Annotated in this window: 10 protein-coding genes; 6 read left to right on the forward strand and 4 right to left on the reverse strand. The window is 38.2% G+C overall.

Annotation, left to right across the window (positions count from 1 at the left end; genetic code table 11):
- Positions 1-786: 786 nt before the first annotated feature.
- Complete coding sequence (locus ACMZOO_RS18960; protein WP_440906453.1) at positions 787-1,878, reverse strand: hypothetical protein; 1,092 nt, start codon at positions 1,876-1,878, stop codon at positions 787-789.
- A 277-nt stretch (positions 1,879-2,155) separates the two neighbouring features.
- On the opposite strand from ACMZOO_RS18960, the gene ACMZOO_RS18965 reads away from it, so the two are divergent.
- The 3 genes from ACMZOO_RS18965 to ACMZOO_RS18975 all read left to right on the forward strand — a co-directional run bounded on the left by ACMZOO_RS18965 (position 2,156) and on the right by ACMZOO_RS18975 (position 6,717).
- Positions 2,156-3,040, forward strand: coding sequence for a ParA family protein (locus ACMZOO_RS18965; RefSeq protein WP_016956689.1), 885 nt, complete (start codon positions 2,156-2,158; stop codon positions 3,038-3,040).
- Positions 3,040-4,272: a hypothetical protein gene (locus ACMZOO_RS18970; RefSeq protein ID WP_440906454.1), complete on the forward strand. Its 1,233-nt coding sequence runs from the start codon at positions 3,040-3,042 to the stop codon at positions 4,270-4,272. Before ACMZOO_RS18965 ends, ACMZOO_RS18970 begins: the two co-directional genes overlap by 1 nt.
- A gap of 1,434 nt (positions 4,273-5,706) precedes the next feature.
- Positions 5,707-6,717 (forward strand): LacI family DNA-binding transcriptional regulator, encoded by a 1,011-nt coding sequence (locus ACMZOO_RS18975; protein WP_440906455.1) that lies wholly within the window; start codon positions 5,707-5,709, stop codon positions 6,715-6,717.
- A gap of 55 nt (positions 6,718-6,772) precedes the next feature.
- Here the strand turns inward: ACMZOO_RS18975 and ACMZOO_RS18980 are convergent, their stop codons facing one another.
- Both ACMZOO_RS18980 and ACMZOO_RS18985 read right to left on the reverse strand, forming a co-directional pair.
- The gene (locus ACMZOO_RS18980; RefSeq protein ID WP_440906456.1) at positions 6,773-7,753 is read right to left on the reverse strand and encodes a carbohydrate kinase family protein; all 981 of its coding nucleotides are present in this window, start codon (positions 7,751-7,753) and stop codon (positions 6,773-6,775) included.
- Entirely contained in the window at positions 7,740-9,002 is a 1,263-nt protein-coding gene (locus ACMZOO_RS18985; protein ID WP_440906457.1) for an MFS transporter, read from the reverse strand. The genes ACMZOO_RS18980 and ACMZOO_RS18985 overlap by 14 nt, the downstream gene beginning before the upstream one ends.
- 294 nt (positions 9,003-9,296) lie before the next feature.
- On the opposite strand from ACMZOO_RS18985, the gene ACMZOO_RS18990 reads away from it, so the two are divergent.
- The 3 genes from ACMZOO_RS18990 to ACMZOO_RS19000 all read left to right on the forward strand — a co-directional run bounded on the left by ACMZOO_RS18990 (position 9,297) and on the right by ACMZOO_RS19000 (position 13,567).
- Entirely contained in the window at positions 9,297-11,225 is a 1,929-nt protein-coding gene (locus ACMZOO_RS18990; protein ID WP_440906458.1) for an alpha-amylase family glycosyl hydrolase, read from the forward strand.
- Positions 11,226-11,331: 106 nt separating this feature from the next.
- Complete coding sequence (argA, locus tag ACMZOO_RS18995) at positions 11,332-12,663, forward strand: amino-acid N-acetyltransferase (protein WP_440906459.1); 1,332 nt, start codon at positions 11,332-11,334, stop codon at positions 12,661-12,663.
- 115 nt (positions 12,664-12,778) lie between these two features.
- Positions 12,779-13,567 carry an acyl-homoserine-lactone synthase gene (locus tag ACMZOO_RS19000; protein ID WP_440906460.1) on the forward strand — a complete coding sequence of 263 codons (789 nt, stop codon included), beginning with the start codon at positions 12,779-12,781 and terminating at the stop codon, positions 13,565-13,567.
- Here the strand turns inward: ACMZOO_RS19000 and coaD are convergent.
- Complete coding sequence (gene coaD, locus ACMZOO_RS19005; protein WP_440906461.1) at positions 13,476-13,961, reverse strand: pantetheine-phosphate adenylyltransferase; 486 nt, start codon at positions 13,959-13,961, stop codon at positions 13,476-13,478. The two genes, ACMZOO_RS19000 and coaD, sit on opposite strands and share 92 nt — an antisense overlap.
- Positions 13,962-14,171 lie beyond the last annotated feature (210 nt).

Here is a 14,171-nt window from a genome sequence, read left to right on the forward strand (position 1 = left end):
GATAAAGTGGCATAGAACATACACTAAGGCCACTTTAAGTGCAATAGCTAGTTATCCACAGGTCATGTATTAATGTGGCCTTTTTTACGCGTATTGAGGCCACTTTTACTGCTATAGTGGCCATATTTACGAGCCTCGAGTTTTGACATTCGTATAATCGGCCACAATAAATCGTATTTGTTGCCACATACACAAGTAAAGTTGGCCACCTAATACGTATATTGTGCCACGTTAAGTCGTATTTGCTGCCACCTTCTATTATTTTCGGCCACTTTATAGTCCTAAGTCTTTGTTTTTATTTAGCCGGAAACAGATCGATCAGATCCATTTATTTATATATATAAATAGATCTATCTATCTTAAGTGATTGATAAAATTTTTATTTTTTATAAAAGATTTATCAATTGGTTATTATTTAAACTAATTTGTAGTCGTTGAATTTAAATGTGGCCGTATTTACGAGAGCAAGCGCAAGTAAGTCGTATTTGTGGCCACATTTATGAGTTACGTGGCCTTTTTTACGACCTCTTACATTCAGCTATTTCAATTTGTGTAGCACTATGGGTCAAAAGTGGCCGTTTTTACGAAATAATTCATCTTCAGATCGTAAAATTGGCCTCATTAGAGCTAAAGCCGAGATTGATTTTGGTAGAAAAGCGCTCAAGGTGCGGAATAATCGTATTTTAGGCCACCTTATACTAAGTAAAAGCTGGTTTATTACGTTTTTATGAAAATCGGTGGCATAAAAAACGAAGTTATTTAGAACTAGTCGCTTTTTAGGCCACGTTAGTAAGACCAAATTACAATGTCTTGTTCTAATTTTACTTTTAATCCCTGCGACATTGTTATATTTAGTTCATGCATCAGTTTTGATGACAGGCTATCTGATGGCACTTCTATTTCAATGCCCTTATTTAGTGTTTGGTTAAAAAATTCGACATCGTCTTTTGAAATATCTTGCAGTAATGAATCTACATGAGCTTGCTTGATAACAAATACTTGGGTGTCGTTAATACATACATTTAAAGCAATTAAAGTGTATAACCTCTTGAGCGCTGGATTCTCTTCTTGTTTGATTAGTTCTAGTAACTTGGGTAATAGAATGACTAACGACGAATCTAATATGTTGTAAATTAGTTCAATTGGAAATTCTACGACAAATTCTATATTTGTCTTGTTTAAAACCTTAGTTACTAGTTTCAGAAAATAACTGTTCGCCTGACTATTATCTGCTTTAATACAAAATGAATATTCAGCTAGGCGCGTTAATTTTTCGTCTAAGTCTTTTTGGGTAATATGTTGAAACTGGTTGGTTGTTAGCTTTAATTGGTTATTGTATAGATCAGCTGATGATAATTCTCTATCAGCCATCATTTCTGCTTGAAGAGTTTTTAGTGAGTAGAGTTCATTCAATATTTCTACATATAAATAGACATCATTTAGATAAACCAACATATTTGTAGAAAAGTGCATTTGCTCTAATTCAAATTGGTTTGTTGATTGCAAAAATAGTGAAAACCAGTTGGAGGCAAAATTTTGTCTTTGTGATTTTATACTCGTGTCTTGGTCTTTTGACTGCTGAACATAACTAAAAAAATCTGCTGGTTTATTTCCTCTGCCCTTGCCTTTTTCTCTTTTCAAAATACCTAGCGAAACTAACGATTTTGCAATGTGCCTAACTGTAACTGGCTTTCTCGAAATTTTAATTGCGAGTTCTTCACAACTTAATATTGCCTGTTTTTCACCTTTAATTGTTAGCGCCGCCAATAGCTGTATTTGCGAACTATTTAGTAATTTGTCCAGTCCATTGAGATTACTTGTTGTTGTATAAAAGTATGGAGGCTTTCCTAGTTCTGGGAGTTCAATTTCTGATGTCATGTTTGTTTCTTGAATTTTAAAAATAGGATTATTCTTTTGTAAATAGGATATCTCCTATTTTAGGTTCATTCAATATATCCTTGGTCTCGTACGAGACTATAAACATGCTTTGTTTGTTCTTTAACCAACTCTATCTAATAACAGGTTCTAAATTGATTGCTCGATGATGTGTATATAAAAATTTTGGTAAGTCTCGTACGAGACTTACCAAAAATTGATGTACAGCATTACAAATAGGCGTTATCATTTACAAATAGCGTAAGTTGAGGAAACTATTATGAAAGTAATCGCTGTAGCAGCAAGAAAAGGCGGGGTAGGCAAAACATTTTCTGCAACTACCTTAGCTGTACATTTGGCTAGAGGAATAGACGATATTGCACCACTACGCGTCTTGTATGTGGATGGTGATAGCCAACAAAACTCGACCTATTATTTCTTAAAATACTTATCACCCGATACCAAATATCAGACAGCAGAACAATGGCCACTGCCCTCTAATCCTTTGTGCGAACACGGTGGAACTTACAGTATCTCTGACATTTTTGCCGGTCATGATTTTATTGAATATCCAACTATTATCGAGAATTTAAATGTAGTTCCTTCTGACGGTGGAATCGATACTTTTAATGGACGCTTCAAGAGTGATGAAATTTCTGAAGAACCTTTATCTGCGGTAATTCAACAATTCAAAGGTCTTGTACGATTAGTTGAAGAGGACTATGACGTTATGATCATAGATACCCCTCCCTCTCGTACATATGCTGCACATGCGGCTATCGCAATTGCCGATCAAGTTATCGTGCCAGTTAATTTAGACATATGGAATGTCGAACAAGGTGTGCCTGCCGTTTTAGGCGATATTCAAAATATTGCGCGTCAATACAGAAATCATGATCACGACTTTGTTGGCTTATTCCTTAATAAAGTGAGTAAACGCTTTAACAGAAAAGAGAGCACTTGTTACGATTTACTCAAAGCAATTCCTGGTGCAGCGCCGCTCATTCAAGAGGAAGCTTTTACCAAACGTACTGCATTTGAACTTGAATCATTGCCAGATGATCCAGAAAATTTTGAATATATGAAGCAAGAAGATACATTCAAAATGGTTAAAGATTTTGTCGCGAAAATTTACAACAAACTAGAAATTGAAGAGGTTGTATAGTGAAAAGGGCAATAACTAGAAGGTCTTTTGACTCAATCGGTAAAGAGCCTGTCGTTGCCGATACTACTCGTCGCCGTTTTAAAAATAATAAATCTACTACGACTGTATTGAACAATGTACTGTTCAATCCGTTAAATAGTCGAATTGCAACTTCACTTATTAGACGTGTAAATGATTCGGTTGTTAGTAAGTACAACTTGGACGCTATTTCACAGCAGCAAGCTATCGATTCTTTAGATACATGGGTTAGTGAAGTTCCACAAAATGAAGTTCTTTCATTCATTGAGGGCCACTCTTCTGAAGACTATTCAGCATTTGGTGTTGATAGAAGTCTCGTACAAGACATTCGAGTACTCTACCCTCTCACTGAAAATGAAGGTGTGTTCGTCGGCAAAGGTTTTGCTTTAGTTAACATTGCGGATGAAAAACTAAATGAAATTGCATCAAGTTTTTTAGAGTCAGTGTTTAGAGTTGCTGAAAATATAAATGCCGGTGCCCTACTCCAAGATAAAATTAAAACCATGCATATCCGTGGTCAAAAATATTTGATTACAGGTGGTGGTCATCGTCGTGCTGTTGCATTAGGTTATGTAGATGGTTGGCAATCTTCACAAGATATAGAGGTAGAAGTAACAGCTGAAACTTCACTTTTAGACCTATATACAGAAAACAATAGTAAAGAATCTGAGACTAAGTTTGAGCGTTTATTAGCGCAGCACCGCTTGTATATTTTCTTAAAAGATAAAAATACCTCTGCCGATGATATGCGTGCAAAACTACAACTTTCACGCTCTTGGTATTTTAAATTAATCAAAATTTTAAAACGCCCTGCTGTTATTGATTTAATAAAATCCAACCCCGCAATTTTAGACTCAGTTGGTTTAGAAACTATCTCTAAACTAATTGATGGTTTGGCTGAATATGAATCAGACGAAGCGCGTTTTATCAACGCATTAGAGCAAGCACTGAACGAATATGGCTCGTCAAATAATAGCGAAGAAGACAAAGTCTCGCACGAGACTAAAACTTCAAGTAGTAAAATTGATGCTGTGGCGTATTCAAAATCAGTGAAAACAACCAATAAAATGCTATCAAAAATTGTAAAAGAACCCGCCTCTTTTACTGGTTTGTTTAAACTGATTTTTCCAGAAACTGAACATGAGCAGATTGAACCGGAAAAGCAGCATCAAATGCTGCATGAAAAACTTAAATCTATCATGACAGATGCATAAACAAAAAAGGCCTCATTTGAGGCCTTTTTTATCCTTTCCTTCCGCTTAGCGACTCTACCCACCTAGTTGGTAACCAAACTCTAAAACTGTCTAATACGGAACTATAGTTCCGGTCTCGCGCGAGATTATTAAACTCATGTGGGTATTTACTACTTGCTGAAAACATTCGTTCACCAAAGGTCGTAATTGACGGACGCGCTAAATCAGATATCTGTGAATTCAATAATGGTGACAGGTCTATTCCATCTAATTCATGTGTGTGTTGGCGAATGCTTGATAAAGTAAATCGGGCAGGGGACTAGTCAGAGCAACTAATTGGTGTTCTATTAATTTTCGATTTTTTAGTGGCCTGATATTGGAAAAGGAGCGGCTAGCAAAATCTGCCAAAAATGTTATATGCTTTAAATTGAGCTTTTTTGCAATGAGAAATCTATTATCAGAAAATATCAACACTGTTGTATTGTCTTTATGCTAAGTCACTTATCGATAATCTGTTTGGTATTAGCTAGCGCTTATCCGCACTGGCGGTTACTTTTTATAACTTAATGTTTTGCAGTGTAATTGTTACCAAGTAATCAGATTTATTGCCTTGTACAAGCTGGATTATGTCAGTCGCGTACAATTCTAAAATGTTTTGCGTGAGGACGCAGTGAATGGAGGCATAAACAGTACATATATAAAAAATAGCTGGTGATGTGGCTTATGCAAAAAATTAATAATGTTATTCGGATTCTTACGTCAGAAAAGTCGGTACCAGCTTAAGTCTATGCTGTTACTACTCGAATTTTATATCTTTATCTTGCGTTAGCTCTGTCGCCTGATCTTGTGTTAATAAGTGATGGTAAAATCGTCTTTTAATGTGTTGAACATAACTGTATGACTCAAGCTAGTGTTGTAGCTGTTTATGATTTACTCTAGCAAATGAGAAAAAGGACTACTAATAAACATACTAAGTATTTAAGTCGTTGTGGATATATTGCTATATGAAAATTCGTATAATTTTAACGTTAATATAATAGGTTCATTATTTGGAGGCAGGGGCAATTAAAATAAGGCATGTTGATATCTAATAGCGATAGGAGATATGTCCAACTTGAATATCAAGAGCTATCATTTTTTAGAACGATAACAACAATACAGACGAATCTGTTTGTGTTTTAGGTTGACCTTATATGGATATGAATAGGGTGACTTTGAATATAGGTAAATGTTACAGGTAACAAACTGGCCGTTGTCGAGCATCCGCTTGATGTTACAATTACAGTTAGGCTACTTTGATTGCAAAGAAGATAATCGAAAGTTCATTTTAGTGGCTATCCGTTATTTAGTATTATATCTCAATTGACCAACAAGATATTTGTACAATCGATTGCAACCGTAACTCGTTAGTTATAAGCTTAGTGACCATAGAAAACTGTTAGAAAAAGGTTTGGTGTGAGCTCAATTGATATGCAGCATATTGCTGATTTAGCAGGGGTTTCGCGTGCTACTGTCTCGCGGGCGTTAAATGACAGTCCTTTGGTTAACGAACGAACCAAAAATAAAGTTAAACAAATCGCGCAAGAGCATAACTATGTCATTAACGAAGCTGCACGTAATTTTAGGTTGAATCAATCGCAAACTGTTACTGTAGTCATGATGACAGACCCACTGGTTAACCAACAATCGTTCGATCCATTTTTTATGGAGATGATCGCCAGTTTGTTGGAAGCTTTAGCCAAATCTGAGCTTGATATGTTAGTGAGTCATGAGCCTATCACAGATGCTGCGAGCTTTCGCAACAGCCGCATTTATCGTCAATCTTTAGGGCTGATTGTTATCGGTCAAGGCCAAGGCCATGAGCAGTTAAATGCGTTGGCAAACGACAAATTACCTATGGTGGTTTGGGGCGTACCAACTCAAGGGCAAGCGTATCACCTTGTATCGACTGATGATAAACAAGGTGGCAAACAAGCGACTCAGCATTTAATTAAAAAGGGCTGTCGAAACATTGCCTTTTTTGGTGATAAATCTTCAGCTGATTCAGAACTACGCTACCAAGGTTATTGTGCTGCGCTCAACGAAGCAGAGCTTGCGGTAAATCCAGATCTTGATGTCACAGTACCTTTTGTCACTGAGCAGGCTAAAAACGTCATTCATCAGTTTTTAGACGCAAAACCTCAGGTTGATGGCATTGTTTGCTGTAGTGATTTAATTGCCATGAGTGCAATTTCATGTTTACAAGAGCACAACTTAAAAGTGCCAAATGATGTGGCTGTTATTGGTTACGATGGTTTGTCGTTTACTGAACGCACATCTCCGCCATTATCAACTGTCAACCAGGATATTCGCCAATGTGCTTATAAGTTAGTTGATTGTTTGGTGAGTTTGATAAACGGTAAACAAGTAGAAAATGCTTTAGCTGACGTACAATTGATTGAACGTAAATCAACACAACGAAACTAGAAAAAAGCGCCTATGTTTGCGGAGCGCAGTTAACATAGGCGCGAAAGAAACATGCTTAAACAGGCATGTTTTGGCGCTGGGCAAACTCTGTTACTTCGGCAAAATTTGGTGGGTTGCAGCCGTGGCGAGAAACATTGATTGACGCGGCGATTGCGGCAAAACTATTAATTTTAGTTAATTGCACTTGAGTAAATTCGCTGGCATCAACTGAGATTAATTGGTTGTGCACAAGGTAGGCCAGCATAGCGGCAAAAAAGGTATCTCCAGCACCAACTGTATCTGCAAGTTGGGCAGGAGGGATCGCGGGTAAAAAGCAGCTTTGTTTAGCGGTTAATAAAGTTGCGCCGTCAGCTCCTTGGGTAAAGGCGATTAGTTTTATGCTGCCTTGTTGCAGTAGTTGTTGGCAATACGCTAAATATTCACCATTTGCTCCAAGTGCATCTAAATCTTCATCACTCACTTTTAAATAGTTTGCATGTAGCATAAGTTGTTTAACGCTGGTTATGTATGCGGCTTTTTGTTCTGGAATGCATTTACGCATATTAATATCTATGCTGATGTTGATATTTTTATGGGTTAAATAACCAAAAACTTCCGTCAGGATTGTTGTCATTTCTGGTACTAGTGCCAGTGAGCCAGTGTGGAAAACTTGCAGATCGCTGGGTAAATTGGCCGTTAGCTTTTGTGCTGAAATGTCTAAATCAGCAACTAAATTGCGATACAAACTATAGTCAGGTTGGCCATTGGCATCTTTGTAAACCAGAGCTAATGAAGTATTGCGGTTTGAGCTCATATTTGTTGGCAAGATAACTTGTTCTTTTTGTGCGTAAGCTTTTATGCGCTGACCCATTTCATCGGTCGAAATTGGCGCAAGGTAATGGCTAGCTAAACCAAACCTAGCCATTGCTAACGCAACATTAAAGGGTGAACCACCAATAAAAGGTTTAAATTGGCCATCTGCTTGTTCAATTAAGTCGATTAATGCTTCGCCAAATACAGCGACATTTTGTTGTGAAGGCACTTTATGCTGCTCCATATTGAGATTTTTCAATTTTGGCTAGTTGTTTTTCAGTTGGATTAAATAGGTAGTTTAATAACATGCCAACAAACAAAATACTGGTAAATACAGTTGCAACAATAAAGCCGTACTGAGCATCGCCGCCGTACATATCACTGACTATGCCCATAACGAGTGGACCAACTGCAGCGCCCAAGGCGGTAAAAAATAAGATAAACCCAGCAACCGTGCCGTGTTCATGTTTGGCAAAACAGCTAATGCCTTTTGAATTAATGGTTGGGTATATCACAGACATAAAAATGCCTGTAAGTGGGAAGGTGTAAAGAGCTATCTCTCTGCCACCCACTATGCCTGCGATAAAACAAACAGCGATAATTAAACTAAACAACATCAAAACCATGGCCCAGTTAAAGTGTTGCATCATCCAAATACCAACAAAACGACCTAACGCGCGCAAAGCAAAAAAGATAGATACAGAGTAAATTGCTAGGGTTTTTGCGCTGTCAGATGAATAACAGCTGTAGTCAGTTGAGCCGTCACATAGGAGATAAGTTGGCATCCATACATAAATAGCGCTCTCGGCTGCTACATATAAAAATGCAGCAATCGAAAAGCCCATTGCATACGGGTCTTTAACTAATTTTAAGCTGTTAGAAAAGCTCGATTTGTTATTGCTTGCCGCTGGTTTTTGATACGCTGGATAATTTACTTTCCACGCAAGCAACATTAATAAAGTACAGAGCACACCTGCTAGTACATATAACCAAATCCAAGGCGCGCCGTTATGAATTAAATAGGCGACGATTAATGGGCCTATGATTGCACCTACACCAAAAAAGGCTTCTGCACCATTCATAGTGCCTGTGTGTTCTTTGGTTGAATTAGATATATCGCCAATTAACGCCAGAGCTGCGGTTTTAAATACCCCAACTGATAAGCCAGATAGGGTGATCAGCGCCAAAATAAAATGGAAGGTATCGCCAATTAAAAACAAGTAACAAGACAGAGCAAAACCGCCCAAACCTAAAATAATGGCTTGTTTGCGGCCAAATTTGTCGGCTAAAAACCCTAAAAATAAACCTGACACCGCAATGCCTACCATAAATAAAGTGTGCATTAAGCTCGCTTGGGTATTATTAATGTCGAATTCAATTTTGACTTCTTTAATAATTTCGCCGACTGAATCAGATGTCATGGCAAACATCATAAACATTAAGTAAGTTAACCAGCGAATTAGTGTGAGGTTGTGAGTATTGGTTTGAGTCATGCTCGGCTCCACTTGATCAGTAATTTTGAATGTAAGAAAAAGCTACATTGTTTTGCACACTGACTGTGTCTTGTAAACTTTAGACCCAGTTTGGCTAAAGTTCACTTAACAAAGACATTTTTTCAACATTATTGCAATCGATTGTAGGTTGTTGTTGCAACCGATTGCAAGCGTTTTTAGCAAAAAGTTTATATTTTGTGCAATCGGTTGTAATAATCGGTACAATCGATTACATTTTGTAAGGCAAGTTGGCCATTAACTTATTTATTACTTGGGTGTTATTGGAAAGTTACTATGAATCATCAACAAGAAAGTAAACTATGTTTAGCTCGCATTTTCGAGCAAGTGAGTTTGCAAGGTATTGCAAAAACGCAGCAACAAGCTTTTAAGGATAGATTAGAAAGGTACTTCCCTGAATTATTTAGCCAAATGCTGCAGGTATACGATCAGCGTTATGACTTGCATTACCATTTGCAAGCTTTAGTTGAATTACTGGTTGAGCAGTTTAAACAGCGTAGCCTAACGTTAAAACGCAAAGACAAAAAGCGTTTAGATAATCCACATTGGTTTAAATCGGAAAAGATGTTGGGTATGGCTTGTTATGTTGATTTAGTTGCTGAAGATTTAGCCGACTTGCAGACAAAAATTCCGTATTTCCAAAAGTTAGGTATTACTTATTTGCATTTAATGCCTTTGTATAAATCGCCGCAAGGAGATAACGACGGTGGTTATGCTGTGTCTGATTATCGGCAAGTGTCGCCGAATTTAGGCACTATGCAGCAATTGAAAAAACTCGCGACCGCGTTAGACAAAGCGAGTATGAGTTTAGTGTTAGATTTTGTTTTTAACCATACGGCAGACGATCATGAGTGGGCGTTGGCGGCTAAACAAGGTGATGAAATGTATCAGCAGTATTACTACATGTTTGATGACAGAACGACGCCAAATCAATACGAACAAACCATTCGTGAAATTTTTCCCCAAGTTCGCCGTGGTAGTTTTACCTTTAATGAAGACACGCAAAAATGGGTATGGACTACATTTAATAGTTTTCAGTGGGATCTAAATTATTCTAATCCATCCGTATTTCGTGGAATTGTGGGTGAAATGCTCTTTTTAGCCAATATAGGGTGTGATGTTTTACGCTTAGACGCATTGGCATTTATCTGGAAACAAATGGGAACCAGCTGTGAAAGTCAGCCAAAAGCACATTTGTTGATTCAAGCTTTTAATAGCTGTTTAAAAATTGCTGCACCGGGTGTGTTGTTTAAATCTGAAGCCATTGTTCACCCTGACGAAGTGGCGCAATATATAGACAAAGACGAATGCCAACTTTCATACAATCCATTATTGATGGCCTTGTTGTGGAATAGTTTAGCCACACGTAAAACTCGCCTATTAACTCAATCTTTATCACATAGGTTTAAAATTAGCCCTGATTGCAGTTGGGTGAATTATGCGCGATGTCACGATGATATTGGCTGGACTTTTGATGATGGTGATGCAGGTTATTTAGGCATAAATGGTTATGATCATCGACAATTTTTAAATCAATTTTATACAGGTCGATTCCAAGGTTCGTTTGCTACGGGCGTGCCATTTCAAGAAAATCCACAAACGGGAGATTGCCGTGTGTGTGGCTCGCTTGCTTCACTTGTTGGTTTAGAACAAGCGCTACAACAAAATAATCAAGCGGCAGTCGAAGAAGCGATTAAACGTATTATGCTGCTGCATAGTGTTTTGCTCAGTATTGGTGGTATTCCTTTGTTGTACCAAGGAGACGAACTCGCTGCATTAAATGACTATAGCTATTTAAATGATGAACATAAAAAACATGATGCGCGCTGGGTTAATCGTCCTAAAATTACTCAAGTTATGCTAGATGCGGTTGAGCAAAAAGGTACAGTTGAACAGCAAGTATATGAAGGGTTAGCTCAGCTTATTCAAATTAGAAAACAGCATGCTGTATTTGGCGATGCTTCAACCGAAATTATTTATACGAATAATCAACATGTTTTTGCCTTCAAACGTCTGCATAAAAACGGCCAAACATTATTGGTGTTAGTTAATTTCACCGAGCGTGAACAAGCTATCAATAATCAATTTATCCAAGATGTTGCTATGCGTCCGCTAGATTTAATTGAACAACAAACAATGGATTTAGCTCATTCACAAGTAACAGTGTTAAAACCTTATCAATTTCGCTGGTTGCTAAGTGAATAATTCCTGCGAATGATATTTGCTTAATCGTTGATTTATCGCCGTTAGTGTATATTTTTAGCGTCATTTTAGGTATAACAGGGGCAAGTTTTACAACGCCCTGAGACAAATGGAAAGATACGTACGTACTACTGAGCTAGTTGATGGCTTTCGCCAATCCGCGCCTTATGTTAACAGCCACCGCGGCAAAGTATTTGTGGTTATGTTAAGTGGTGAGGCGATAGGTCAGCCTGGCTTTAAAGACATAATCAATGATATTGCTTTGCTCAACAGTTTAGGCATTAAAGTAGTGTTGGTTTATGGAGCTCGCCCTCAAAACAACCAAGCGGTAGATAGTGCGGGTTTGATAAGTAAATATCATAAACGCATACGCATTACGGATGACTCGGTATTACGGACTATTAAACAAGTTGCTGGCGAATTGATGTTGGATATTACGGCGCGTCTTTCTATGAGTTTAGGTAATACACCTATGCAAGGCGCACAAATAAACGTAATCAGCGGTAACTTTGTAATAGCGCAACCTTTAGGCGTAGACGAAGGGGTGGATTATCACCATACGGGTAAAGTTCGCCGTATTGACGTGCAAGGTATAAAACGACAGTTAGATAGTAATGGTATTGTACTCTTAGGGCCGATAGCTGCATCTGTAACTGGTGAAAGTTTTAACCTAACGGCTGAAGAAATTGCCACCCAAGTAGCGATTAAGCTTAAAGCCGACAAAATGATCGGCTTTGCCGAAGGCAATGGTATTCAAGACGAAAACGGTGAAATCATAGCTGAGTTATTACCAAACGATGCTGAGCAAATTATGCTGCAACTTAGTGAAGATGCCGATGCCTGTTCTGGTGAAATTGCATTTTTAAATGCAGCCATCACAGCCGCAAGGGCCGGTGTACCGCGTTGTCACTTGGTCAGTTACCAAATTAACGGTTCATTGCTGCAAGAGCTTTTCTCACGTGATGGTATAGGTACACAAATTGTTACTGAACCTGCCGAGCGTTTGCGTAGTGCAACTATTAGCGATATTGGCGGTATTTTAGATTTAATTCGCCCACTTGAAGAACAAGGCCTATTGGTTCGTCGTTCACGCGAACAGTTAGAAATGGAAATTGACCACTTTGTATTAATTGAACGCGATGGTTTGGTCATAGGTTGTGCGGCACTTTACCCATTTGAATCTGAACAAATGGGCGAGTTTGCTTGCTTAGCTGTTCATCCAGATTACCGTGATGCGGACCGTGGTCAGGCAATGTTACGCCATATTATGCTTAAAGCACGGCAGCGAAATTACAAACAAATTTTTGCATTAACTACGCGCAGTATTCATTGGTTTATGGAGCTAGGTTTTAGAATTGGCCAAGTTGATGAATTGCCAAGTAAAAAACAAGCTTTATACAATTATCAAAGAAATTCGAAAATTTTGGTATTTGACTTGTAGTCCTATAAGCGGTTAAATCGTCATCTTTGTATCCATTTTTGTAATTTTAAATGGGTTTAAATGTTAAGTTTAAAGTGTTGACGGATTAACGCGGTATTTATAGGGAACTTACTAAATGCTTGAAATAGATCATTCCGAAGTTATCACTGCTCCTCAAATTTCACCGGGAGCTTTGTTTTTTCAATTTTTCAAAATTCGTTTTGCGAATACAAACGATATGCCGCAGATATTCAAGCTGCGCTATCAAATATATTGTGAAGAACTAGGCTATTTCCCAAACTTAGCAAAAAAGCGTTTAGAAACAGATGAATACGATAGTGATGCGATTCACTGTGTAATTGAACACAAGCTGACCGGCAAGATTGTTGGTTGTATGCGGGTGGTTAAAAGCAACTTGTCGCGACTTCCTTTGTCGACTTATTTACCGCATGTAAAACTCAAAGAACGAGATATTGAAATTTCCCGAGTTGCGGTTGACCCACAATACCGTCAAGAAGTTAAAGGTTATAAAGTACCTGGGCTTTTGTTCAATGCTTTGTTATTAGCAATTAACCACATTATTGAACAGAATTCATTTGATGATGTGTACATTTTTATCGAAAACTCAATGCGTTCTGCATTAACTCGAATGGGCTTAAAGTTAGAACAAACACCACATATGGCCTCTGTTGCGTGTGGCAATGGTAAGGTGTCGAACAAATATTTGTATAGAGTAGACACCTATACGCGCAAACAAACTCGACCGCTACGTATGTCGCAATTTGTTAATCAAATCGGTTTGTATTTATACCCAGACAAATTTGAACGTAGAGCTAACCCTGATTCAGTTTGTCCTGCAATTGTGCGGCAACCCAGCCGTCAACAAAGTGAGCAACAGTGCCCCCGTGGCGAGCGACCTCTTTAACGATAGATGAAGAAATGTAGCTGTTTTTCTCGCTAGGCGCGAGAAATATGGTTTCTAATGCTGGGTACAAACTACGGTTAACGTTGGCAAGTTGAAACTCGTATTCAAAATCACCGACTGTTCTTACCCCTCTAACTAATACACTGGCTTTTTGGCTTTTGGCTAAGTCAACCAATAAGCCACTAAAACCTATCACAGTTACATTTCTCAAGTGGCTGGTAACGTGCTCGGTTAATGCCACTCGTTCAGTTAAATCGAACAAAGGTTGTTTGCTCGGGCTGTTGGCTACTCCGACGATAATTTTGTCGAACATTCGGCTGGCGCGTTCAATTAAATCTAAATGACCATTGGTAATAGGGTCAAATGTGCCTGGGTAAATTGCGGTAATAGACATGCTCTGCTCTTAGTTTAGCTAAATTAGCGGTAGTTAGGTTGATCTTGGCTAAGGCGCGATCAAAGGTCAACCTTTGATTAAGTTATTGTGATAAACCAAAACTCGGCTAAACTATCAATTAACACTTCTAAATAACCAGATACCCGTTTGCTAAAACACTTTTTGGGCACATTGTTAGCGCTTTTACACAGCAAATCAGCAATCTTGTTT

The sequence above is a fragment of the Catenovulum sp. SX2 genome (assembly GCF_052056295.1).
Classification (GTDB): Bacteria; Pseudomonadota; Gammaproteobacteria; order Enterobacterales; family Alteromonadaceae; genus Catenovulum.